At 63.4% G+C, this 22,330-nt stretch carries 22 protein-coding genes; 12 read left to right on the forward strand and 10 right to left on the reverse strand.

The features are described 5' to 3' along the window. Nucleotides 1–54: 54 nt before the first annotated feature. Nucleotides 55–1,197 (reverse strand): DUF819 domain-containing protein, encoded by a 1,143-nt coding sequence (locus Q8S60_RS06030; RefSeq protein ID WP_305276007.1) that lies wholly within the window; start codon nucleotides 1,195–1,197, stop codon nucleotides 55–57. A 162-nt stretch (nucleotides 1,198–1,359) separates the two neighbouring features. Between Q8S60_RS06030 and Q8S60_RS06035 the strand changes: the two genes are divergently transcribed. After that, entirely contained in the window at nucleotides 1,360–1,599 is a 240-nt protein-coding gene (locus Q8S60_RS06035; RefSeq protein WP_305276008.1) for a hypothetical protein, read from the forward strand. Between the two features lie 3 nt (nucleotides 1,600–1,602). Here the strand turns inward: Q8S60_RS06035 and Q8S60_RS06040 are convergent, their stop codons facing one another. After that, nucleotides 1,603–2,685, reverse strand: a complete 1,083-nt coding sequence (locus Q8S60_RS06040) for a lipid A deacylase LpxR family protein (protein WP_305276009.1) — start codon at nucleotides 2,683–2,685, stop codon at nucleotides 1,603–1,605. Between the two features lie 145 nt (nucleotides 2,686–2,830). Here Q8S60_RS06040 and Q8S60_RS06045 point away from each other — a divergent pair, with 145 nt between their 5' ends. Together Q8S60_RS06045 and Q8S60_RS06050 are read left to right on the forward strand one after the other, a co-directional pair. After that, nucleotides 2,831–4,411, forward strand: a complete 1,581-nt coding sequence (locus tag Q8S60_RS06045) for an AMP-binding protein (protein ID WP_305276010.1) — start codon at nucleotides 2,831–2,833, stop codon at nucleotides 4,409–4,411. 104 nt (nucleotides 4,412–4,515) lie between these two features. After that, entirely contained in the window at nucleotides 4,516–5,721 is a 1,206-nt protein-coding gene (locus Q8S60_RS06050) for a Bcr/CflA family multidrug efflux MFS transporter (RefSeq protein ID WP_305276011.1), read from the forward strand. Here the strand turns inward: Q8S60_RS06050 and Q8S60_RS06055 are convergent. From Q8S60_RS06055 to Q8S60_RS06070, 4 genes are all read right to left on the reverse strand, one after another. After that, a complete protein-coding gene (locus Q8S60_RS06055) occupies nucleotides 5,718–6,401 on the reverse strand; it encodes a Fe2+-dependent dioxygenase (RefSeq protein WP_305276012.1) in 684 nt (227 codons plus the stop codon). The genes Q8S60_RS06050 and Q8S60_RS06055 overlap by 4 nt on opposite strands. An 84-nt stretch (nucleotides 6,402–6,485) precedes the next feature. Continuing rightward, nucleotides 6,486–8,750, reverse strand: coding sequence for a TonB-dependent siderophore receptor (locus tag Q8S60_RS06060; protein WP_305276013.1), 2,265 nt, complete (start codon nucleotides 8,748–8,750; stop codon nucleotides 6,486–6,488). Nucleotides 8,751–9,050: 300 nt separating this feature from the next. Further along, nucleotides 9,051–9,827 (reverse strand): alpha/beta fold hydrolase, encoded by a 777-nt coding sequence (locus Q8S60_RS06065; protein WP_305276014.1) that lies wholly within the window; start codon nucleotides 9,825–9,827, stop codon nucleotides 9,051–9,053. Continuing rightward, nucleotides 9,827–11,092, reverse strand: coding sequence for an LLM class flavin-dependent oxidoreductase (locus Q8S60_RS06070; protein WP_305276018.1), 1,266 nt, complete (start codon nucleotides 11,090–11,092; stop codon nucleotides 9,827–9,829). The genes Q8S60_RS06065 and Q8S60_RS06070 overlap by 1 nt, the downstream gene beginning before the upstream one ends. Before the next feature lie 207 nt (nucleotides 11,093–11,299). Between Q8S60_RS06070 and Q8S60_RS06075 the strand changes: the two genes are divergently transcribed. From Q8S60_RS06075 to Q8S60_RS06085, 3 genes are all read left to right on the forward strand, one after another. Continuing rightward, nucleotides 11,300–12,244, forward strand: coding sequence for an aldo/keto reductase (locus Q8S60_RS06075; RefSeq protein ID WP_305276020.1), 945 nt, complete (start codon nucleotides 11,300–11,302; stop codon nucleotides 12,242–12,244). A gap of 72 nt (nucleotides 12,245–12,316) precedes the next feature. Further along, nucleotides 12,317–12,721, forward strand: a complete 405-nt coding sequence (locus Q8S60_RS06080) for a hypothetical protein (RefSeq protein ID WP_305276022.1) — start codon at nucleotides 12,317–12,319, stop codon at nucleotides 12,719–12,721. Between the two features lie 111 nt (nucleotides 12,722–12,832). Further along, nucleotides 12,833–14,569 (forward strand): amidohydrolase family protein, encoded by a 1,737-nt coding sequence (locus Q8S60_RS06085; RefSeq protein ID WP_305276023.1) that lies wholly within the window; start codon nucleotides 12,833–12,835, stop codon nucleotides 14,567–14,569. An 18-nt stretch (nucleotides 14,570–14,587) separates the two neighbouring features. Here the strand turns inward: Q8S60_RS06085 and Q8S60_RS06090 are convergent, their stop codons facing one another. Next, nucleotides 14,588–15,433, reverse strand: a complete 846-nt coding sequence (locus Q8S60_RS06090; protein ID WP_305276025.1) for an alpha/beta hydrolase — start codon at nucleotides 15,431–15,433, stop codon at nucleotides 14,588–14,590. Nucleotides 15,434–15,611: 178 nt separating this feature from the next. Further along, nucleotides 15,612–15,968: a hypothetical protein gene (locus tag Q8S60_RS06095; protein ID WP_305276027.1), complete on the reverse strand. Its 357-nt coding sequence runs from the start codon at nucleotides 15,966–15,968 to the stop codon at nucleotides 15,612–15,614. On the opposite strand from Q8S60_RS06095, the gene Q8S60_RS06100 reads away from it, so the two are divergent. Both Q8S60_RS06100 and Q8S60_RS06105 read left to right on the forward strand, forming a co-directional pair. Further along, on the forward strand, nucleotides 15,946–16,317 hold the full coding sequence (locus Q8S60_RS06100) for a hypothetical protein (protein WP_305276029.1): 372 nt from the start codon (nucleotides 15,946–15,948) through the stop codon (nucleotides 16,315–16,317). The genes Q8S60_RS06095 and Q8S60_RS06100 overlap by 23 nt on opposite strands. A 135-nt stretch (nucleotides 16,318–16,452) precedes the next feature. Continuing rightward, nucleotides 16,453–17,391 (forward strand): nitronate monooxygenase family protein, encoded by a 939-nt coding sequence (locus Q8S60_RS06105; protein ID WP_305276030.1) that lies wholly within the window; start codon nucleotides 16,453–16,455, stop codon nucleotides 17,389–17,391. A gap of 3 nt (nucleotides 17,392–17,394) precedes the next feature. Here the strand turns inward: Q8S60_RS06105 and Q8S60_RS06110 are convergent, their stop codons facing one another. Next, nucleotides 17,395–17,913: a hypothetical protein gene (locus tag Q8S60_RS06110; RefSeq protein WP_305276031.1), complete on the reverse strand. Its 519-nt coding sequence runs from the start codon at nucleotides 17,911–17,913 to the stop codon at nucleotides 17,395–17,397. 547 nt (nucleotides 17,914–18,460) lie between these two features. Here Q8S60_RS06110 and speD point away from each other — a divergent pair. From speD to Q8S60_RS06125, 3 genes are all read left to right on the forward strand, one after another. After that, nucleotides 18,461–18,976, forward strand: coding sequence for an adenosylmethionine decarboxylase (speD, locus tag Q8S60_RS06115; RefSeq protein WP_305276032.1), 516 nt, complete (start codon nucleotides 18,461–18,463; stop codon nucleotides 18,974–18,976). Beyond that, on the forward strand, nucleotides 18,976–19,851 hold the full coding sequence (gene speE, locus Q8S60_RS06120; protein WP_305276034.1) for a polyamine aminopropyltransferase: 876 nt from the start codon (nucleotides 18,976–18,978) through the stop codon (nucleotides 19,849–19,851). The genes speD and speE overlap by 1 nt, the downstream gene beginning before the upstream one ends. 127 nt (nucleotides 19,852–19,978) lie before the next feature. Further along, nucleotides 19,979–20,176, forward strand: a complete 198-nt coding sequence (locus tag Q8S60_RS06125; RefSeq protein WP_305276035.1) for a hypothetical protein — start codon at nucleotides 19,979–19,981, stop codon at nucleotides 20,174–20,176. A gap of 7 nt (nucleotides 20,177–20,183) precedes the next feature. Here Q8S60_RS06125 and rraA read toward each other — a convergent pair whose 3' ends face one another. Further along, complete coding sequence (gene rraA, locus Q8S60_RS06130; RefSeq protein ID WP_305276036.1) at nucleotides 20,184–20,672, reverse strand: ribonuclease E activity regulator RraA; 489 nt, start codon at nucleotides 20,670–20,672, stop codon at nucleotides 20,184–20,186. A 201-nt stretch (nucleotides 20,673–20,873) separates the two neighbouring features. Between rraA and Q8S60_RS06135 the strand changes: the two genes are divergently transcribed. Then, the coding region (locus tag Q8S60_RS06135) for an NAD(P)/FAD-dependent oxidoreductase (protein ID WP_305668429.1) at nucleotides 20,874–22,330 on the forward strand (1,457 nt) is incomplete at its 3' end.

The following is a 22,330-nucleotide window of genomic DNA, read 5'->3' on the forward strand; positions in this document are numbered from 1 at the left end:
TGCCGGGTCAAGCCCGGCAAAGACGAAGAAAAGAAAGAGGATGCCTTTTCTTCCTCACCCCAACCACTGCGTCAGTGCGATACCGATGAAGTTGGCGACGGCGTAGCCGAGGACGCCGAACATGACGCCGGGGGTGACGAGGCCGTGCCAGCGTTTGCCGGCGGCCATGGCGGCAGCCGTGGCGGGGCCGACGGCGACGGTGTTGGAGATGACGAGGGCTTCGGCGAGGTCGATGCGGAAGAGCCTGGCGCCCGCAAGCACGATGGCGATGTGAACGGCGGCCATGATGAAGACGAAGAGGAAGATCGGCATCGCCGTCTCGACCATCAGCACGATGTCGGCGGCCGCCCCGATGACGCCGAAAAAGAGATACATGAAGAACATGCCGAGCGTGAAGCCGCCTTCGAGCCGGTGCATCTGCTTCGGAAATATGTTGGCGATGAGAAGCGCGTTCACCGTGACGAAGAGGACGCCGTATTTCGGAATGCCGAGAAGCGCGGCAGTCTCGAAACCGATGAAGCAGCAGGCGGCGGCGAGAAAGAGCTGGAGCGCCAGCGCCCCCATGTCGAGCACGGGCTTCTTCTCTTCCTCCGGGTGTTCATGCGCGTGAACTTCCTGCTCGATGATTTTCGAGGGAATGAGACGCACGAGCCAGGCGAGGCCCGGCAGCATGAGCAGGAAGGCGATGAAGAAGGCCGCCATGACATTGTCGGCTGCGGCCGTGGCGGCGGTGAGAGTCCCGTCGGCGACGAGGCCGTTCGCGGTCGAGACGGCGGCGAAATTCATCGAGCCGCCGATCCAGCTCGCGCCGAGCGCGCCCCCAACGAGATGGCCGGAAGGCCCCATGTCGATGAGCGCGAAGCCCACCAGCACGCCAGCGACCGTGCCGATGACGGCGATGACGAAGGCGAGCAGCATCTTGCCGCTTTCGGGCAGGATCTTCTTCAGGTCGGCCTTGAAGAGCAGCAGCGGGATCGCGAGCGGCACGACATAGGCCCAGACCATGTCGTGAAATGGCGAGGCGAAGGGCACGATGCGCAGATTGGCGAGAAGCATGCCCGCGAAGATCGTGAGAATGACGCCGGAAATCCACAAGCCGAGCCGCGTACGCTCCGACCAGAAGCCGAAGGCGGCGAGGCCGAGAAAGGCGAAGAGAAGCCCGAACATGTTGTCGGCGGCGATCAGCGGCAGGGTCATGAAGGGCTCTTGTCCGGCGGGAGGGGATTCGGGTGACGCCCATCATGCGGCGCTTTCGCTCAAAGACAAGCGTTATGGAATGAGGCGGCCGGAAGTGAGGGAACGGAGCGGCGGCCCTGCGCGTTTTTCATGACAGGAGCAACCGAACCGCAGGAGGACGTCATGGCCGATCCGAAGAAGCAGCCGAACGAAGGCGAGGGCAACCGCACCGCCGCGCGCGAGTACAACAAGGACACGAAGGCATTCGTGGACGAGGGCCGCGTCGGCAAGGCGGCCGAGGATGCGCGCACCGCCATGGAAGGCAGCGAGCGCAAAGACCTCGAAGCGGCCCGCAAGGAAGCGGCTTCCCACGCGAAGGAGCACGACCCGGAGGAACTCCGCAACTACAAGAAGCCGGAATAGGCGCTAGAGCGCGAAGTTCACCGAGATCGAGCCGAACTGGTCGGGCTTCGCCTGTCCCTCATATTCGCGGCTGCGGAAGACATGCGTGAAGGCGACGCGCGTGTCCCAGACGACGAAGACCAAGCCGAGCTTCCCGTCATAGACGAAGTGGCGTTTCTGGATGCTCGCACTGTCGCGGAAGGTGTTGCCGTCGAGGAAAATGTCGCGCGCGATGCCGCGCCCCTCGAAGCCCGCGAAGACGTAGCAATTGCAGCCGCTCGCCGCCGGTTCGAACCATTCCGAGCCGCCGACGCCCGGATAGATGCGCGTCGGGCCGAAATCGTTGGGCAGCGTCGGCCCGAGCCGGAAGGTGGCGCCGAAGCCTGCATAGGTCTGCACATTGCCGAGTGCGACGATGGTGTAGGGGATGACGTCGGTTTCGAGGCCGATGATCTCCGGCGTGGCGAAGGTGGAACTGCGCCATGCGCGCTCGAAGCTGAGATTGATGCCGGGTTCGTTCTTGATCTGGTTATCCCAGCCTTTTGCATCGTCGGCACCGATGAGGCCATGCCATTCGTTCTGCACGAACTCTCCACCGGCGGCGGGGCCTACCATCCCGAGATCGAGCTTCCACTGGTCCTGCCACGCCTCGCCGGTGATGGTGCTGGAGCGGACGCTCTGCAGCGAGAAGGTCATGTGGAGCCAGGCGGCATAGGGCCGGTCGTTTGGCTGCGGCGTCGTCACGGTTGTATCGTCCGGCGTGAAGATCGCGTGGCCGAGAGCGACGCCGACGCGATGGCTCTTGTTGTCGAAATTGCCGGTCGGGAAGAGCAGCGAATAGAAAGGCGGCGACGAAAAATCCGCGAGCCAGGCAGGCAGGTCCGTTTTCGGCCGCGACAGCCATGCAGCCTGGAGACCGTTCGTGTAATGCCGGTCGGTATTGACGAAATTGGCGAAAAGGTCGTTCTCGACCTGAAACGTCAGGAAAGCGCGCCCGAGGCTGGCGGCTTCCGCCGTTTCCTTCGCTTCATTCTCCGCCGCATATGCCGCCATGTTTCCCGCGACGACGCTGAAAAGAGCGGCGGCACCGACCAGTAAAGCTCTCATATAAGGAAAACCCCTTGAAAAGCGCGGACAGGAACTCCGCAAACCGGCTTGACGCCGGGGAGCCCCCGCCTGTCCAATGCTGGCACCAGTATGAAACCAAAAAAGGCGCCAGCAAGGCGCCGGGAACAATGGCGGGAGGAAGAACATGACGCTTGCGGAAGCAACGTCCGCGTGGAGCCGCGAGGAAGCGGCCGCGGCAGGCATGGTATTGGCGTGGCACGCGGCGCAGGCGCCCGACAGGCCCGCGATTATCTCGGAGGCGGGGAACCGCAGCTTCGGCGAATTGAACGCCAACGCGAACCGGCTGGTGCGGGCCCTGAGGCGGGCGGGACTGAAGGCGGGCGACGCGGTGGCGCTGCTCTGCTCCAACCGGCCCGAATTCGTGGAGACGGTGGCGGCCTGCCAGCGTGGCGGTTTTCGCCTGACGCCGGTGAACTGGCACCTGAAGGGCTCGGAAGTCGGCTACATCGTCGACAATTGCGAAGCGAAGGCCTTCGTCGCGGATGCGCGCTTCCCGGCCTCGGCCATGGAAGCGGTGCGCATGTCGCCGGGTCTTGTCGCGAAACTCGCCGTCGGCGGTCCGATCGAGGGCTTCGCCTCCTATGATGCGGCGGTGGAGGCCGAGGACGGCGGCGACCTCACCGATCCGGCGCTCGGTACACAGATGATGTATACCTCCGGCACCACGGGACATCCGAAGGGCGTCTTCCGGCGGCAGGCGGCGCCCGTCTCGCCGCTGCTGGTGAAGCTGACCGAGACGGCGGCTTTTCGCGAAGACGACCTGGCGCTGGTGACCGGCCCGCTCTATCACGCGGCGCCGCTCGCGCTGAACCTGAGCTTCCCGATCAATGCCGGCGTCGGCTGCGTGTTGATGGACAAGTGGGACGCGGAGGAGACGCTGCGTCTCGCGGAGGAGTACCGCATCACGCATACGCATGTCGTGCCGACCATGCTGCACCGGATGCTGCAACTGCCCGAGACGACCAGGGCGAAATACGACACGTCTTCGTTGCGCTGGATTCTTCACGGTGCGGCGCCTTGCCCGGCGCATGTGAAGGAGGGCTCCATCGCCTGGTTCGGTCCCGTGGTCTTCGAATATTACGCGGCGACGGAAGGCGGCGGCATTTTCGTCGACAGCCATGAATGGCCAGCGAAGAAGGGTACGGTCGGCAAGCCGTTGCCGGGCGTGATCGTCGAAGTGCATGACGAGGACGGGCGGCCGGTGAAGCCGCGCGAGGTCGGCACGATCTATTTCAAGGCGCCGGAGCAGGGACGCTTCGAATATTTCAAGGCGCCGGAAAAGACCGAGGGCGCCTATCGCGGCGATTTCTACACGATGGGCGACATGGGCTATCTGGATGAGGACGGATTCCTGTTCCTCACCGGACGCAGCGCCGAGGTCATCATTTCGGGCGGCGTGAACATCTATCCCGCCGAGATCGACCAGGAGATTTTGAAGCATCCGGCTGTGGCGGATGCGGCGGCGGTTGGTGTGCCCAACGAGGAATGGGGCGAGGAGGTGAAGCTTGTCGTCGAGCTGAACGAGGGCTATCGCCCCGACGATGCGATGGCGCGGGAACTGCTCGACTTCGCGGCGGCGAACCTGCCGGGCTATCAGCGCCCGCGCTCGGTGGACTTCATGCAGGAACTCCCGCGCATGCCGAGCGGCAAGGTGCTCCGCCGCACCATCCGCGATGCCTATTGGCAGGGCGACAAGAAAATCTGATCCGGCACCATCTCTCTTGAAATGCAGAACGGGCCGCTTTCATAAAGCGGCCCGTTCGCCTATATGAACCGCGCGGGACGAGGGATGGCGAAAGTAGATATAAAATGAATGCATCCACCCCGCGCGGGAGCCGGATCGGCTTTGTCGTCATTCTCGGTTCCCTGATCGCCTTCGCGCCGCTCTCGATCGATATGTACCTGCCGGCCTTTCCGGCAATCGCGGCTCATTACGGCACCACGGCCGGCGCGGTACAGACGACGCTCGCCGTCTTCTTCGTCGGTCTCGCGGTGGGGCAGGGCGTGGTCGGCCCGATCACCGACCGTGTTGGCCGCCTGCCGCCGCTCCTGATCGGCATCGCGATGTATGTCGGCGCGTCGATATGGGCGGCGCTGGCACCGGATATCGAAAGCCTGACCGCCGCGCGGCTGCTGCAGGCGCTTGGCGGCTGCGCGGGCATCGTCGTGTCGCGCGCCATGGTGCGCGATCTCTTCGACGAACGCGGCTCCGCGCAGGTTTATTCGATGCTGATGCTGGTGATGGGGCTCGCACCCATTCTCGCGCCGATGATCGGCGGCTTCATCATCGCGCATTGCGAATGGCACATGATTTTCTGGGTGCTCGCCGCCTTCGGGGCCGCCTGCGTCCCGGCCGTCCTGTTCGGGCTCGGCGAGACGCTGCCGCGCGAGCGGCGCCAGCATGGCGGGCTTCGCCCCGTGCTCGGCGCCTATCTCGCGCTCTTCGCCGACCGGCCTTTCATGGGCTTCGCGCTCGCCAATGCCTTCATCTCGGCGGCGATGTTCGCCTATATCACCGGCTCGCCCTTTGTCTTCATCGAGTTGCACGGGCTCGATCCTTCCGGCTATGCCATGCTTTTCGGCGTGAATGCGGCGGGGCTCATTATCGCGTCGCAGGTGAATGCGTTCCTGCTGCGTCGCATGTCGGGGCGCGTCATTCTGAAAGTCGCGATGGGCATACATCTCGCCGCCGCGCTGGCGCTGCTGGCCGCGACGATCTTCCGTCCGGATGCCTTTTATGCGCTCGCAGCCTGCATCTTCATCGCCGTCGGCAGCGTCGGCTTTGTCGGCGCGAATGCGATGGCGGCAGCGATGGCGCGGGCGGACAGCCATATCGGTTCGGCCTCGGCGCTGACAGGCATTCTCCAGTTCGCGCTGGCGGCCGTGGCGGGTGCGCTTGTCGGGGCGTTCAATGACGGCACGGCGCTGCCGATGGCGCTGACCATCGCGGGCGCGAGCATTGCCGGCACGGTGGCGCGGCTCATGGCACGGGAGGCGCAGCCGGCCGCGGCTTAAGTGTCGGCCCAGCGCCGCAGCAAATTGTGGTAGATGCCCGAGAGGCGGACCACTTCCGGGTGGTCGATGCCCTGCTCGGCGCCGAGCGAACGGATGCTCTGGTCGAGATCAAACAGGAGCGTGCGCTCCGCATCGTCGCGCACCATGCTCTGCAGCCAGAAGAACGAGCACACCCTGGCACCGCGCGTGACGGGCGTGACGTGATGCAGACTGGTCGAGGGATAGAGCACGAGATCGCCCGCGGCCAGCTTCACTTCCTGCGTGCCGTAATTGTCCTCGACCACCAGAATGCCGCCGTCATAGTCCTCCGGTTCGCTCAGAAAGAGCGTCATCGAGAGGTCGGTGCGGACGCGGACGGGCGTGCCGGGCACGATGCGGATGGCGTTATCGACATGCGTGCCGAAATATTCGCCGCCCGCATAGCGGTTGAAGAGCGGCGGAAATATCTTCAGGGGCAGCGCCGCCGAAATGAAGGTGTCGTTCCGCGCCAGCGCATCGAGGACGCCGTCGCCGAGCTTGCGCGCGAGGGCCGAGTTTTCCTTGAGTTGCTGGTTCTTCTTGACGGTGCCGGATTGTTCGCCTGCCGTCGCCTTGCCGTCGATCCATTCGGCCTTGTCCATCTCGGCGCGAAATGCCGCGACTTCGGCCTTGCTCAGCACCTCGGGAATCGACACCAGCATGATTTGTCCTTCGGCAAACCGGCAGGCAGGCCCGGTTGCGAGACCGGGCCTGCCGCCATTTTCGATCTTTCCGAACCGGAGGGCTCAGAAAGTGTATTCGAGCGTCAGCGTAGCCGAGCGGCCCGGCGCCACAAAGACAAAGGGCGTGCCGCTGCGGTAAAGCGAGTCGTAGTAAAGCTCGTCGAACACGTTAAGGACATTGAGGCGAAGCGTCACATCCGGCGTCACCGCATAGTCGGACATGAGGTCCACGCGGACCCAGTCCGAAAGCTTCGGCGAAGCGTCATGCGCGGAATAGGTGCCGCCATAGACTTCGCCCTGGTAGATGACGGCGGAGCCGACCGACCATTCCTCGGTCACGGCGTATTTCGCCTGAATGAAGGCGCTCTTCTCGGCCGTGTTGACCATCTTGCCCGGCCCGGAGGGGCTTGCGATCACTTCGGCGTCGAAGAGGGAGCCGCCGGCCATCAGGCTCAGTTCCGGCGTGACGTTGCCGGCCGCCTGAACCTCGATGCCGCGCACCCGGCGTTCGCCCTGACCCTCGCCCGCGACCACGACATCGAGGCCGCCTTTACGGGTGATCTCGAAGATCGAGGTGGACAGCAACAGGTGCTCGTTGAAGAGCTCCCACTTGGTACCGAGTTCGTAGGAAATGATCCGTTCCGCATCGATGGATTCGATGGCGGTCGTGTTGCCGCCATAGGCCGCGCTCGTCGAATCCGTCAGGGCGCCCGGCGGGTTCGATGCCGAGGCGACCGACGTATAGATGCTGCCATTCGGCAGCGGCTTGAAGGTGACGCCGGCATGCCAGTTGAAGAAGTTGGTATCGGTGTCGCCCGAGGTTTCGGGATAGGGACTGCCGCCACCGACCGACGACGTCTGAAGCTGTTTGTAGCGGTCGAAGCGGAGGCCGCCGAAGACCTGCCACTGCTCGTCGAGCTTCATCGTATCGGAGACGAAAACCGCCTGCGTCTCGATCAGGCTCGCCGTCGGCTGGTTGTTTTTCAGGATTGTGCCGTTCCAGGCGTAGTTGTTGGGATTGTTGATGTCGACGGTGACGTTGCTCTGTCCCCGATAGCCCGGATTGCGCGAGTCTTCATAAGTGGCCTCGATGCCGCCAATGACGGTGTGCTCGATACTGCCCGTAGCGAAATCGTAGGTGAGCGTGCTGAGCCCGCCGACATAATCCCAGTTCTGGCGGCGTTGTTTGGCGGATGAATTCACGGTGCCGGCGCCGAGGTTCGGTCCTTCGGGCGCGCCGACGACATAGTGGTTGGTCGCATAGCCGTAGCGGACTTGCGTGTTCCAGCGGAGGTTCGGATTGAGTTCGACCTGCGCCTGGAGGGTGGCAATGTCCTGCGAGGTTTCCCAGAAGTCGCGCGTGAGCTGACCGTAGAATTTGGCTTCGCCGCCGACCGTGTAGGGGCTCTTCGTGCTGGCGTTCCACGGCACGCCGAAATCCGGCATGGCGTCGGTTTCGAGATGGTAGTAGTCGCCGATGATGGTGACCGTATCGGAAGCCTGCCATTCGAAGGCAACCGCGCCGCCCCAACGATCGTCATGGACGTCCACGTCGTCGCTGCGTCCCGGCACGTTGGATTCGTGCCACATGCCGTTCACGCGAACGGCGAGCGTATCGCTCACGACCTGATTGGTGTCGATGGTGACACGCTTGTAGTCGTCCGTGCCGAAGCCGACGGTGGCTTTGCTGAAGGTCTCGCCCTGCGGCATTTTCGTGATCATGTTGATCGCGCCGCCGGTCGTGCCGCGGCCGGCGAAGGTCGAGTCCGGTCCCTTCGATATTTCGATCTGCTCGACGGCGAAGGTTTCGCGGCTGACGACGCCGGGGTCGCGCAAGCCGTCGACGAGGACGTCGCCGCGCGCCTCGAAACCGCGAATGATGAAGCGGTCGCCGAGCGCGTTGCCACCTTCGCCTGTGCCGATGGTGATGCCCGGCTGCATCCGGATCACGTCCTTCACCGACGTCGCACCGGCATCCGTAATGGCCTCTTTCGGAATGATTGTGATTTCCTTGGAGAAGTCCTGGATGTCCTGTTCGATCTTCTTGTTCGCCGAGCGGTCCACTTTGTAGGGGGCGGCGGGGTCGGCATAGGGATTGGCGCCGGGCTCGGTCGTGCTTTCGATCACGAGGGTGGGCAGGTCGATCGCGCTCTCGTCCTTCTTCGCGTTCGACTCTTCCGCGAAGGCGGGCATCGCGATGCCGGCGGCCGCCGCGACGCAGCACGCCGTCATGAGTTTGCTTCTGTAGCTCTGTTCCGGGCGCCCCGTCAGGCGCACGGGCGAGCGCAACGATCCCGGCACCCTCGCCGGATTTTTCTTCTCTATCATTCGACAATCCCCCATTTGGGCCGCCCATACGCGGGCTACAAAATTCGGGAGAGCACCGTGCCGCGCGACCTGCCCCATAGCGTCGGCACGCGCCCCTCCCGGAACGATGGGACTAATTATTGAGAATAGTTCGCATCTGCAATCGCAAATTGCGGCGATCTGAAATTAGTTGCGAATGTGAGGCAAAAGCATCACAGCCGCCTCCACGAAGACGGCAAAGCAGAAGGGCCACTCCTTTCGGAATGGCCCTTCGCTCCTATCCGCGCCTGTTTTTGTTTTTGGACGCCGATTCCGTGTGTGTCAGCCGAGCTTCGCGAGCGCCGCCGCGACATGGCCGGGCTTTTCGAGCGTCATCAGATGGCCCGCTTCCGGGATCGAGACGAGCTCGGCACCGGCAATCGCCTTCTTCCAGCTATGCGCATAGACCGGCGCAATGAGCTTGTCGCCGTCGCCCCAGACGAGCACCGTCTTCGCCTTGACGCGGTAGAGGCGCTGCGAGAGGCCGCGATCCGGCACGGGAAAGAGGATCTTGCCCGCCATGCCGAGCTGCCGCGCATTCTGCACGAGGAAGCCCTTCAGCCATTCCGGATCGTCGAGCGCGACGCCCGCCGTCATCAGCGCCGTGCCAGCCGCCACGTCGTGGAAGAGAACGGCGGGAAGCTCGTAGGGCAGCATCGCGAAGATGTCCGGGATCGGATGATCGTCGAGCCAGAGACCGGCCGGGCAGATGAGCCCGAGGCGGCTGACGTCGTTGGGCGCGATGGCGGCCATTTCCGCCGCGATCATGCCACCCATCGAATGGCCGACGAGGATCGGGTCTTTCAGGCCGAGTGCGGCCACCACGTCCCATGTATGGAGCGTGATGTCGAGCATCTCGCGCAGCTCGCCGCATTCCTGCGAGTCGCCATAGCCGGGCAGGAGCGGCGCATAGACGTGGTATTTCTCCGCGAGCTTCGCGAGGAAAGGGTCTTCGGCGGTCACACCGCCCGCACCGTGGAGGAAGACGAGCGGTTCGCCCTTTCCGCCTTCGAAGTAACGGACGGGGACGTGGTGGGTCTCGATCGTTTTCGTTTCCATCAGTCCTTCCCTCCGACCATCGCGGCGATTTCCTTTTCGGCCGGCAGGCTGCCCGGCTTCACGCGCTTTGCCAGCGGCTTGCACCAGAAGCGGTTGTCGTCCTTGTAGTCCGGGAACATGCCACGCAGATGCGGCATCACTTTCTCGGCGAAGAGCTTCGTCGAGTGCATGCACTTGTCCATCGGCATGTTGCCGACATGGAGGAGGCAGAAGATGTTGCCGACATTGAGCCCCTTGATGAGGTCTTCCATGCGCTGGCGGACGGTCTCCGGGCTGCCCGCGATCACATGACCCTGCTCGATCAGGTCCTTCCAGGTGAGTTCCGAATAGCCGCCGATGGGCGGGGCATATTGCGACAGCGCGCCGGTCTGGATCGTCTTGATGGTGCGGTAGCCGGGCGCATCCGCGAAGCCGCCATAGACATGGAGGCAGCGGTTGTAGAAGTAGCTGACATGCTCGGAATAGAGCCGCTCGGCTTCCTCGTCCGTGTCGGCGACGCAGATCGTCTGCGCGAAGCCGGCGCGATAGGGACTCTCGTCGGGCGCGTTGCGCTGCGCGACGCGGTCCCAATAGCCCTGCATCAGCGCCTTGGCGCGGATGTAGCCGGAGAAGGAGAGGTAGGAATAGGAGTAGGTGTTGTCGATGCAGAAGTCGTAGGTCTCGACCGAACCGCCGCCCGGAATATGGATCGGCGGCGGGTCCTGAATCGGGCGCGGCCAGATGTTGACGTGGCGCAGCTTGTTGTAGCGCCCGTTCCACGCGAAGGGATCGGGATCGGACCAGGCGCGGCGGATGAGATCGTGCGCTTCCTGATATTTCTCGCGGGTGAGCGCGGGGATCTGGCCGTAGCAGTAATTCGTGTCCATCGAGGTGCCGACCGGGAAACCCGCGACGAGACGGCCGCCGGAAATGCAGTCGAGCATCGCAAATTCTTCGGCGACGCGCACCGGCGGGTTGTAGAGCGCGATCGAATTGCCGAGCACGACGAGGCCGACATCGGATGTGCGCCGCGCAAGGCCCGCCGCGATGATGTTCGGCGACGGCATGATGCCGTAGCCGTTCTGGTGATGCTCGTTGACGCCGATGCCGTCGAAACCGAGCGTGCCCGCATATTCGAGCATGTCCATGTAGGAATTATAGACTTCGTGGCTCTTCGCCGGATCGAACAGGCGCGAGTCGATATCGACCCAGACCGAACGATGCTTCTCCCGGAAATCGTCCGGAAGGTAAGGCCAGGGCATCAGGTTGAACCATGTGAATTTCATGTCGTTCCCTCTCCCGAAGGGGCTGTTTTTACGGCGCGCCGGAGCACGCTCTCGCCCTCATTCTGATTTAGGGTAAGCACCCTAGGCCGGGAGTCTATTAAGTTTGCGGGCCTCGCGCAAACGTTACACGCGCGGCCTGTCGCGCGTGCCCGGCGAGGCATAAACTCGCGCGCTGAAAACGGCGGAAACCGCGGCAGGGAGAGCATCATGCGTTTCAAGACACTTGGAAATTCGGGATTGAAAGTCTCGGTCGCCGGCCTCGGCTGCAACAATTTCGGCATGAAGATCGATCAGGCCGCTACCGACATCGTTGTCGGGAAGGCGCTCGATCTCGGCATAACGCTCTTCGATACGGCGGACGCCTACGGCAACAAGGGCGGCTCGGAAACGATGCTCGGCAAGGCGCTGGGTCCGCGGCGCAAGGAGATCGTGCTGGCGACCAAGTTCGGATTGCCGATGGGCGACGGCGAATACATGAAGGGCGGTTCACGCCGTTACATTGTGAATGCCGTCGAGGCGAGCCTGAAGCGTCTCGGTACGGACTACATCGACCTCTACCAGTTGCACTTCCCCGACCCGGATACGCCGATCGAGGAAACGCTGGCCGCGCTCGACGATCTCGTGCACTCGGGCAAGGTCCGCTATATCGGTTCGTCGAACCTGACCGGCTGGCAATTCACCGAAGCCGCCTTCATCGCGAAGGAGCGCCGCCTCACGCCCTTCGTGAGCGCCCAGAACCACTACAATCTCCTCGATCGCAAGATCGAATTCGATCTCGTGCCCGCCGTGAAGAAATATGGCGGCAGCGTGCTGCCCTATTTCCCGCTGGCGAGCGGCATGCTAACCGGAAAATACAAGCGCGGCCGCGACCTGCCGAACGACGGCCGGCTGACGCAATGGGGCGAGCGCGGCAAGGGCATCCTCACCGACGCGAATTTCGACCTGGTAGAGAAGGTGACGGCCTTCGCCGAAACGCGCGGAAAAACCACGCTCGACGCCGCCATCGGCTGGCTCGCCTCGCAGCCCCATGTCGCGAGCGTGATCGCAGGCGCGACGAAACCGGAGCAGGTGGAGGCGAATGTGAAGGCGAGCGAATGGGAGATGAACGCGGAGGAGCTGGACGAGATGAACCGGATCACGTTCCGGTTATGACGCCCGTTTCGGGTTGCCCGTGCGCGATGCGGGTGTTCTGCTGAAGGCTCGGCAGACAAACAGGAGGAAACGATGCGCAACACACGCAGGACTTCCATTCTCGTGACGGCGGCGGCCGGCGCCCTCATGCTCTTCGCGGCGCCCGCCTTTGCGGCACAGCTCGACAAGGAAATCGCCGCTGCCGCCCAGCATGCGGGCTTCGCGGCGGCCGCGGGCGATATCGGCGGCGTGCACACTCATCTCCATCACACGATCAACTGCCTCGTCGGACCGGAGGGCGAAGGTTTCGCCGAGAAGGAGCTGAACCCCTGCAAGCCGCTCGGCAACGGCGCAATCCCCGATGCGGAGGACGACGAGACCAGAGCATCGCTGGAAGAAGCGCTGGCGTCCGCGAATGCCGGCCTCGCCGAGGAAGACCTCGACGCGGCGAAGGGACATGCGGCGGAGACGCAGACGAAGCTCGACGCCTTGAAATAGCCTCCGGCCGCGGCGCAGCATTTTTGCGGAGCGCGTTTACCCGGTTTCGGGTGAGCGCGCTTCCGCGTTAGACTGCCCTCAACAAGAAATCAGAACCTTGAGGAGGGACTAATGGCTGAGCTGGATCTCGTGATCCACGGCGGAACCGTGGTCGATGGAACGGGAAGCGAGCCGCGCGTGGCGGACGTTGCGATAGACAAGGGCGTCATCGTCACGGTCGGCAAGGTCGAGGCGAAGGGCCGCGAGGAAATCGACGCGACGGGCCTTCTCGTCACGCCGGGCTGGGTCGACATCCACACACATTACGACGGCCAGGTGACATGGGACGAGCGCATGACGCCATCCTCCATTCACGGCGCGACCACGGTGGTCATGGGCAATTGCGGCGTCGGCTTCGCGCCGGTGCGCAAAGCGGATCACGACCGGCTGATCCGTCTGATGGAAGGCGTCGAGGATATTCCGGGCGCCGCTCTCCACGAAGGCCTGTCGTGGCAGTGGGAGAGCTTCGGCGACTATCTAGACGCCGTGGAAGCGCGCAAGCGCGACATCGATGTGGCGATACAGGTGCCGCATGGCGCGGTGCGCGTCTACGTGATGGGCGAACGCGGCGCGAAGCGCGCGGCGGCGACCGATGCCGAGATCGACGAGATGCGCGAGATCGTGCGCGACGCGATCAAGGCGGGCGCCATCGGCTTTTCGACCTCGCGCACCATCGCGCACCGCACCAGCGACGGCGATCTCACGCCGACCATCGGCGCCGCCGACAAGGAAATGGAAGCGATCGCAAGGGGACTGAAGGAAGCGGGCGCCGGCGTGCTGCAATGGGTTTCGGATTTCCGCGAGGTCGACCAGGAATTCTCGCTGGTCGAAAGACTGGTGGAGATTTCCGGGCGCCCCTTGAGCTTCTCGCTGGTGCAGGCCGATGTGGTGCCTGACCAATGGCGCGAACTGATGTCGCGGCTCGACGGCGCGGCGGGCAAGGGCCTGCCGATCAAGGCGCAGGTGCAGGGCAGGCCGGTCGGCCTGATGCTCGGCCTGCAGGGCTCCGTGCATCCCTTTCTCACGCGGCCGAGCTACCGCGCGATTGCGGACAAGCCGCTCGAGGAGCGCGTGGCGATCATGGCCGATCCGGATTTCCGTGCGAGGCTCCTGTCGGAAAGCCTTGAGCCCGGCCACCCATTCCTCAATTCGCTGGCGGGCGCCTATCACAAGATGTTCGAGCTCGGCGACCCGCCGAACTACGAGCCCGCGCCGGAGGACAGCATCGGTGCCAGGGCGAAGCGTGAAGGCAGGAACCCCGACGAGATCGTCTACGACATCCTGACGGCGAACGGCGGCCGGAACTTCCTGTTCTTCCCGCTGCACAATTATTTCGAGTTCAACCTCGAAAACGCACTCACCATGATGCGCAACCCGAACACGCTGTTCGGTCTCTCCGATGGCGGCGCGCATGTCGGCGTCATCTGCGACGTGAGCGTGCCGACCTACATGCTGACGCATTGGTGCCGCGACCGGACGCGGGGCGACAAGCTCGACCTGCCGTTTGTGGTGAAAAGTCAGACGCGCGACACAGCGGAAGCCGTCGGCCTCCTCGACCGTGGGCTGATCGCGCCCGGCATGAAGGCGGATGTGAACGTGATCGACTTCGAGCGGCTGCGCCTGCTGCCGCCGCACATGGTCTACGACCTGCCGTCGGGCGCGCGCCGCCTGATGCAGGAAGCGGAAGGCTATGTCGCGACCATCGTCAGCGGCGAGGTGATCTACCGCGAGGGCAAGCATACGGGCGCGTTGCCCGGCAAGCTTGTGCGCGGCCACAAGCCGGCGCCGATGCGCGCGGCGGCGGAATAGGGGAGGCGGGGGAGCGATCTAGCGGATGGCGGCAAGTTCGCCCGCGAGGGCGCGGACCTGCGGCGACAGGCCGCGTGCCATGTCGGCGGCTTCCGTCTCGAAGAACAGCGCCGCCCTTTCGGCAAGCGCCTCCCAGCCGGGTTCCGACGGCAGCCAGTGGCCGCGGCCGGCAAGCGCTTCGATGCGCGCCTTGCCCTCGTAGAACTCGGTGATGCGCTGGGTCAGCCACAGGGGCGTCAACCGGTCTTCAGCCCCGGTCAGGAAAAGCATCGGGCAGCGGACATCCGCCGGGTTGATCCAGGTTGTGCGCTGCCGATCGAGGAACCACAACCCGATTTCGAGGAGCGTCTGACCGGATTCGGGTACCAGCGTTTCGTAGAGCCGTTCCGCGTCCGCTTCCGCCATGCAGTTCAGCGCGCCGAAACGCATCGCCTCGAAGGAAGGCAGTTGGGGCCTCCGCCAGAAGCCCCACGAGGTGAATTCGTTTCGGAATATCCATGACGACCGGATGTCGTAGTTGAAAACACCGGCGATCTGCGCGGGCGCAAGGCCAACTACCGCGCGGGCAAGTCCGCGTGTGGCGAGGATTTGCGCGATCAGCCCGCCCATCGAATGGCCGATAACGAGCGGCTTGCGGCCGAGCCGACCGATCTCCAGCGCAATGTCGGAGACATAGTCGGCAACGCTCGTCGTCGCGAGATCGGGATGGGAGCGCCCGTCGGCTCCGATCTCGTGATGCCGGAGTGTAGGGACGACGACCTTGTAGCCGCGATCCTCGAAATAGGTGCGAAAGCCGTCCCAGACATGGGGCCGGCTCCACATGCCGTGAATGAACATCACGACCGGCTTGTCGCCGGCGTCCATTTGAGACGTTGTATCGGCGCGATGAAAATCCGCACACATGCAAAAAACCGTCCCCGCGTTCAGATGCACGACATCGAACGGCCGATAGGCTGGCCGTGTCACAGCCGGAGTTAACGACGGAACGTCTTACGAAATTGCGAATGCGACGAAAGTCAAACGTGGTTTCTCCGCACCGGTACTACTTGAAACGTATCGTTAATCGCGTCAATCTGCGTCGTCGGCGCGCGGCGCGCCCGGCGGGGAAAATCAAAACGAGGCTTTCGACTATGACGGACACTCGCAGGAGGCGCGGAGCGGGGACAGGCCGCACCTCGGCTTCACGGAAGAAGACGGTGTCCCCCCGGCGAGCGGCCTTCGTGCCCGGCCCCGAACTGACGCCGCCCGTAAGCTCGGCGATGTCGGCAGGTGCCGCAAAACCAAAGACCAAATCCCCCACGAAGCCGAAAAAAGCGGCTTCAAGAAAGGCGCCCGCAAAAATGGCAACCGCAAAGAAGACACCCGCGAAGAAGACCGTGGCGAAAAAGACGCCGGCCAAAAAGGGGGCCGCCAAGGCACCCGTCAAGAAAAAAGCCGCCGTCAAGGCACAGCCGAAGCTGACGCCGGAAAGGACGAAGATACGTCGCGATCTGGAAAAGCAGATCGCCAAGCTTTCGAAGGAAGTCGATAAGGCGGAAAAGGAAGCGAAGAAGGCGCTGAAAGTGACCGAGCGGCGCTATGGCGGCGTTCTGAAGCAGCTCAAGGCCGACCGGGCCCGGCTGCAGGTGCGCATGTCGCAGCTCGCGAAGCAGGGCGAAGGCGCGTTCGACGAAATCAAGACGGGCGTCGAGGGTGCCTACAAGGAATTGTCTGAAGCCCTCATCAAGGCCTACGGGCACTTCAGGTAAAGTTTCCCCGAACGACGAAATGCAGAGAGGCGCGGAGCGGCAGGCTCCGCGCCTTTTTGTTTGCGGCGGCTTGCGCGGCAAAGCCGGCTGAGGCCTACTCCCGTCAACAAAATGGACATGGCCGGAGGAGCCCACATGAACCGCGTACTCGCCCATACGGGCGCGAAATATCCGATCGTCCAGGCGCCGATGGGCTGGATCGCCCGCTCGCAGCTCGCCTCCGCCGTCTGCAAGGCGGGCGGCCTCGGCATCATCGAGACGTCGTCCGGCGAGACGGAAGCCTGCAAGGCGGAAATCCTGAAAATGCGCGAACTGACGGACGCGCCGTTCGGCGTCAACCTGCCGATCCGCTTTCTGCGGGACGATGCGATGCTGCGCTTCGTCTGCGATGCGGGCGTGAAGTTCGTGACGACCTCGGCGGGCAGCCCCGCGAAGTTCATCGCCCCGCTGCACGATGCGGGGATAACCGTCTATCACGCCGTGCCGACGGTCGACGCCGCGATGAAATGCGTGGATGCCGGCATCGACGGACTGGTGGTCGAGGGAACGGAAGGCGGCGGCTTCAAGAACCCGGAAGAGGTAGGGACGCTGGTACTGCTGCAGGCGATCCGTGCCAAGTCCGACATTCCGATGATCGCGGCGGGCGGGATCTGCGACGGCAAGGGCATGGCGGCGGCCTTCGCGCTTGGCGCCGAGGGCATCCAGATGGGGACGCGTTTCGTGAGCTGCGTGGAAAGCCCGGTGCATGTGAACTACAAACAGGCGATCGTCGATGCCAAGGAGACGGGCACCTATGTGCTCAACAAGAAGTCGACGCCCTGCATCCGCGCGCTGAAGACGGAGCGCACGGCGGCGATCCACGAAGAAGGGTTGATGCCGCCGGACACCTTCACGCGCATCCTCGATCTTTATTTCGGCGGCGACATGGAGGCGGCGGTCGGCCTTGCGGGCGAGACGGCCGGTCTCATCACCTCGATAAAGACCGCGAAGGACATCATCGACGAGACGGTGGCGGAATTCTTCGCCATCGTCTCGCGCATGGGCGCGCTTGGTGCCGCGAAGGCCTTCGGCTGACCTTCAGTGCAACAGGCGCGGCATCGCCTCGGGAAAGGGCACGCCGGAATAACTGGCCGTGCCAAGCGTAAGCCCGGCGGCGGCAAGCGTGAGCGCGAGCCGCTGCGCCGGCGCCCATATGGGCGAGGCGCCGCAGGGTGCCGCGTGCCAGCTCGGGTCGATTGCGGCGCGGGGGGAGGCACCTGGCCGCTGCAGGGCTGCGATGAAACTCAGCACGCGGACTTCGTCGCTGGTGAGTACCCGCCAATGCGGACAGGGAATCGAGAGCGGCCGCCTCACGGTGCGCGTCAGTGCCGCCGCGAGTTCGGCCACCATGGCCGCGCCGCCCGGCAGTTCCAGTGCATCGAAAGCACGCTGAAGCAGCACCGAATGTTCCGCACCGTCCTCCGCGACGCGCCACTGCACGCGCAGGCTCCAGACGACGAACTGCTCGGCAAAGCCGAGTTCGGCGAGCGGCTGGTCCGGCGAGTAGCTGTCAACCGGACGGGAGAAAATATCGAGAGTGGCCTCGGCGGATTTCATGACGTCTCCTCGGGTTGAGAATTGTGCCGGAGTACGAGGAGGATGATGCAAATGAGAATGACTCGCAAATAAAAAATAGTTCATCCGGATGCGCCGAAGTGTCGCCTGCCCGTTACGAGGCCGTCATTTTTCGCGGAAATCCTAGGTTCCTGTTGACAGGGCAGGGTACCGCAGTTACATACCCCCCGAACGCAATCGCACGTGCCACTGGCCAGACAGGTTATGTAACGGCGTACGCGTCTCTTTGGACAATTTCGGCGGCATGCCCAAGGTTGGGCATTGTTCAGGTACCTCCGCCGGGTTTCGAGGGAGATTGCATATGTCCGGTTCCAGTCTGAGGGGCTGACGCCCCGGATCAAGCCGACGCGCACCGATAGTGCTTTTCCAGACATTATTGCGCATGCCGGGCGAGACGACGCCCTGCACTCGGCACATCTAGGTTCGCAAGAACTGTCCGCGTTCAATCCACGCACAGAATTTCCACGGCCCCGGCACAGCGATGCTGTCCGGCAAGCCAGGTCCATCTACTGGTTGGGGAGAGGCACCAATGCCAGAATCCAATGCCCTCTTTCAATTGGGGATCGACTTGAACAGCGTTTCAAGCAACTCCCAGGCGGAAGTACTCGAGTTTCCCGTTCACGCCGCGCCTGAAGTGAAGGCGTCGCCGCTCACCTCGTCCGACGAGCGCAAGGACTTCTTTATCGAACGCGACGGCGACCGTTTCGCCGGCACGCATCTCATCATCGATCTGATCGGCGCGAGCCGGCTCGATGACCTTGCGCATATCGAGGCGGCACTGCGGCGCTGCGTCGAGGTGTCGAAGGCGACGCTGCTGCACATCCACCTCCACCACTTCACGCCGAATGGCGGCGTGTCGGGCGTGGCCGTGCTGTCGGAAAGCCATATCTCGATCCATAGCTGGCCCGAGGCCGACTATGCCGCTCTCGACGTCTTCATGTGCGGCGATGCGGAACCGCATAACGCGATCGAGGTGCTGCGCGAGGCTTTCAGCCCGAGCGACATCCGCGTCGACGAGCACCGGCGCGGCCGGGGCATGGTCTGATGGCGGATATGCCGAAGGGCCGCTGGGTGCGTGAAACCCTCTACGAGAAAGAGGGTTTCACCTGCGCCTTCCGGGCCGACGAGGTTCTCCATGAAGAACATACGGATGAGCAGCATCTCGTGATTTTCGAGAATGAGCTGTTCGGCCGGATGATGGCGCTCGACGGCGTGACGCAGGTGACTGAGCGGGACGAATTCATCTATCACGAGATGATGACCCATGTGCCGATACTCGCGCATGGCCGCGCCCGCCGCGTGCTCATCATCGGCGGCGGCGATGGCGGCATCCTGCGCGAGGTGCTGCGGCACAAGGATGTCGAGAAGGCGACCATGGTCGAGATCGATCCTGCCGTGACGGATTTCTGCCGAAAACACCTGCCGCAGATTTCCGCCGGTGCCTTCGACGATCCGCGTCTCGAACTCGTCTTCGCCGACGGTGCGAAATTCGTCGAGGACAGGGACGAAAGCTACGACGTCATCATCGTCGACTCGACCGACCCGATCGGCCCCGGCGAAGTCCTCTTCCGTGAAGAGTTCTACCGCGCAGCGAAGAGTTGCCTGACGCCGGGCGGCGTGATCGTCACGCAGAACGGCGTGCCTTTCATGCAGGGCTCGGAATTGCAAAGCACGATCGAAAAATTCCGCCGGCTCTTCAATGTCGCGACATGCTACCTCGCCACGATTCCGACCTATGTCGGCGGACCGATGGCGATGGGCTGGGGCACGGACGACGAAACGCTCGCCGCGCTGCCGTCCGCGGAACTGGAGCGGCGGTTTGCGGCTGCCGATATCGCGACGCGATACTACACGCCGGACGTGCACAAGGCCGCCTTCGCACTCCCCCGCTATGTGCTTGAGATCGTCAAACCTGCTTGATCTCCGCTGCAGCGCACACATTCATCTGATTGACACGAATCAATGGGTCGCATTATCTAAACGCAAGGTTTTTTTTGTCCGAATTGGTGGGTGACCGCTCGGACACAAAAAGGGGTGGGGATCCGGGATGGTTGACGTTAAGGGCGACGCGCGGAACGTAAGCTGGCTTGATACCGCAATCGACTCTGCCGGCGAAACGCAGGCCGAGGGTGCACGGACCGAAGCAGCGGGCATCGTCGATATGGCGATCATCGGCGCGGGCGGCCTCGCCTCGATCAGCATCGCGGGGCTGGGCATCTGGAAGCTCGCCGAACTGATCATCTGATTACGGATCAGTCCGGAAGCCGTTCGGCCGACACGACGATGCCGTCGCCATCCGCGTAGAGCCATTCGCCGGGCGCGATGGTCAGGCCGGCGAAATTCACAACCACATCCTTCTCGCCGAGGCCGCGCTTGTCGCTGCGCTTCGGATGGGCCGCGAGCGCCTTGATGCCGATGGCGCATAACGCGAGTTCCGCCGTGTCGCGCACGCAACCGTTGACGACGACACCGGCCCAGCCATTTTCCTCCGCGAGCTTTCCGAGATTGCCGCCGAACAGCGCGCAACTCATCAATCCGTCGCCATCCACCACGAGAACGCGGCCCTCTCCCGGCCCTTCCACCGCCTCACGCACCTTGCTGTTGTCGGCGGGCGTGTAAAGCGTTGCGACCGGGCCTGAAAAGGCAAGCCGGCCGCCATAGTCGCGGAACACAGGTTCCGCGTGGCGCACGAGGGCCGGATGATTGTCGGAGAGATCGGTTGTGGCGGGCGATATTGTCATCTGCATTTTCCCTGACGTAACGGCGCCGCCGTTCTTAGCGCGCGGGGAGGGCTTTGTCTGCCCCGGATTGAAGCGGAGCGTCGCCATCCTTTGTGGCGGTTCCGTGCCCTTCCAAAAGACGTTAGTCTTTCCGCATCGATATCCGGAAGGAACCGGAGGGCGGCCTTGAGGGAGGATCCGCCGGACCGGAGGGAGGAACAAATGGCACTAGCACACGATGTGTCGGCGAGGACGCAAACCGCGCCGGGCCCGAGCGTTGCAATTATCGGCGCCGGTGTCGCCGGCATCTGCACGGCGATCAAACTGAAGGAAGCCGGGCTCACCGATTTCACGATCTACGAAAAGGCGAGCGAGGTCGGCGGGACGTGGCGCGAGAACACCTATCCCGGTTGTTCCTGCGACGTGCCGCTGCACATGTATCAATTCTCGTTCGACATGCGGCCGACATGGACGAAGAAGTATGTCTTCGCCGCCGACATCAAGACTTACCTGGAATCGGTCGTCGACAAATACGGGCTGCGCGGCAACATCCGTTTCAACACCGAGATCGACGACGCGCGTTTCGACGAGGCGGCCGGCCTCTGGATGTTGAAGTCCGGCGAGCGGAGCTTCGAGGCGAACCTGATGGTCGCGGGCACCGGCCAGTTGCACCGGCCCGTCTATCCGGACATTCGGGGACGCGAAACCTTCAAGGGTGCAAGCTGGCACTCCGCGACGTGGAACCACGGCTACGACCTGAAGGGCAAGCGCATCGCCGTGATCGGCAACGGCGCGAGCGCCATCCAGTTCGTGCCGGAGATCGCGAAGGAAGCAGCCAGCGTCACGATTTTCCAGCGCTCGGCGAGCTGGGTGCTGCCGCGCCCGCAGCGCGAATTCTACGGTTGGGAAAAGGCGATCTACAAGGCGCTGCCCTGGACGATGAACATTCAGCGCTGGAAGATCTACTGGTTCGGTGAGTTGCTCTACCGCACTTTCCACACATCGGGCGACAAGCTGAAGCAGATGGGCATAGACGAGATGGAGCTTTACGTCTCCGATCCCGAAAAGAAGCGGAAGCTGACGCCGGACTACGAACCGGGTTGCAAGCGTGTGCTCTTCGCCAATGACTGGTGGCCGACCATGGGCATGGACCATGTCGATGTCGTGACCGACGGCATCGACGAGATCACGCCCACCGGCATCAAGACGAAGGATGGGACGCAGCGCGATTTCGACGTCGTCATCTACAGCACCGGCTTCGACACGACGCACTTCCTCGGACCGATGACGATGAAGGGACTTGCCGGGCGCGACCTCAAGGACGCCTGGAAGACGGGCGCCGAAGCGCATCACGGCATGACGGTGGCGGGCTTCCCGAACTTCTTCATGCTTTACGGGCCGAACACGAATCTCGGCCACAACTCGATCATCTTCATGATCGAATGCCAGGCGAACTACATCGTGCAATGCGCGGAGAAGATGAAGAAGGACAATCTTCTCTACATCGATGTGAAGCCGGAAGCGCAGCGCGCATCCAACGAGAGCGTGCAGGCCGACAACGCGAACTCCGTTTTCGCAAGCGGCTGCACGAGCTGGTACAAGACCGCCGAAGGCAAGGTCACCAACAACTGGGCGAACTACACGTTCAAATACTGGTGGCGGACGCGGCGCCCGGACTT

This window comes from Parvibaculum sp., from assembly GCF_030694575.1.
Taxonomy (GTDB): domain Bacteria; phylum Pseudomonadota; class Alphaproteobacteria; order Parvibaculales; family Parvibaculaceae; genus Parvibaculum.

Coding starts and splice junctions, on each gene's coding strand:
- speD (WP_305276032.1), top strand. CDS start 18,461: ATGCCAGAATCCAATGCCCTCTTTCAATTGGGGATCGACTTGAACAGC.
- Q8S60_RS06090 (WP_305276025.1), bottom strand. CDS start 15,433: ATGGACGCCGGCGACAAGCCGGTCGTGATGTTCATTCACGGCATGTGG.
- Q8S60_RS06065 (WP_305276014.1), bottom strand. CDS start 9,827: ATGGAAACGAAAACGATCGAGACCCACCACGTCCCCGTCCGTTACTTC.
- speE (WP_305276034.1), top strand. CDS start 18,976: ATGGCGGATATGCCGAAGGGCCGCTGGGTGCGTGAAACCCTCTACGAG.
- Q8S60_RS06050 (WP_305276011.1), top strand. CDS start 4,516: ATGAATGCATCCACCCCGCGCGGGAGCCGGATCGGCTTTGTCGTCATT.
- Q8S60_RS06060 (WP_305276013.1), bottom strand. CDS start 8,750: ATGATAGAGAAGAAAAATCCGGCGAGGGTGCCGGGATCGTTGCGCTCG.
- Q8S60_RS06035 (WP_305276008.1), top strand. CDS start 1,360: ATGGCCGATCCGAAGAAGCAGCCGAACGAAGGCGAGGGCAACCGCACC.
- rraA (WP_305276036.1), bottom strand. CDS start 20,672: ATGACAATATCGCCCGCCACAACCGATCTCTCCGACAATCATCCGGCC.
- Q8S60_RS06085 (WP_305276023.1), top strand. CDS start 12,833: ATGGCTGAGCTGGATCTCGTGATCCACGGCGGAACCGTGGTCGATGGA.
- Q8S60_RS06110 (WP_305276031.1), bottom strand. CDS start 17,913: ATGAAATCCGCCGAGGCCACTCTCGATATTTTCTCCCGTCCGGTTGAC.
- Q8S60_RS06070 (WP_305276018.1), bottom strand. CDS start 11,092: ATGAAATTCACATGGTTCAACCTGATGCCCTGGCCTTACCTTCCGGAC.
- Q8S60_RS06125 (WP_305276035.1), top strand. CDS start 19,979: ATGGTTGACGTTAAGGGCGACGCGCGGAACGTAAGCTGGCTTGATACC.
- Q8S60_RS06105 (WP_305276030.1), top strand. CDS start 16,453: ATGAACCGCGTACTCGCCCATACGGGCGCGAAATATCCGATCGTCCAG.
- Q8S60_RS06045 (WP_305276010.1), top strand. CDS start 2,831: ATGACGCTTGCGGAAGCAACGTCCGCGTGGAGCCGCGAGGAAGCGGCC.
- Q8S60_RS06040 (WP_305276009.1), bottom strand. CDS start 2,685: ATGAGAGCTTTACTGGTCGGTGCCGCCGCTCTTTTCAGCGTCGTCGCG.
- Q8S60_RS06075 (WP_305276020.1), top strand. CDS start 11,300: ATGCGTTTCAAGACACTTGGAAATTCGGGATTGAAAGTCTCGGTCGCC.
- Q8S60_RS06055 (WP_305276012.1), bottom strand. CDS start 6,401: ATGCTGGTGTCGATTCCCGAGGTGCTGAGCAAGGCCGAAGTCGCGGCA.
- Q8S60_RS06030 (WP_305276007.1), bottom strand. CDS start 1,197: ATGACCCTGCCGCTGATCGCCGCCGACAACATGTTCGGGCTTCTCTTC.
- Q8S60_RS06080 (WP_305276022.1), top strand. CDS start 12,317: ATGCGCAACACACGCAGGACTTCCATTCTCGTGACGGCGGCGGCCGGC.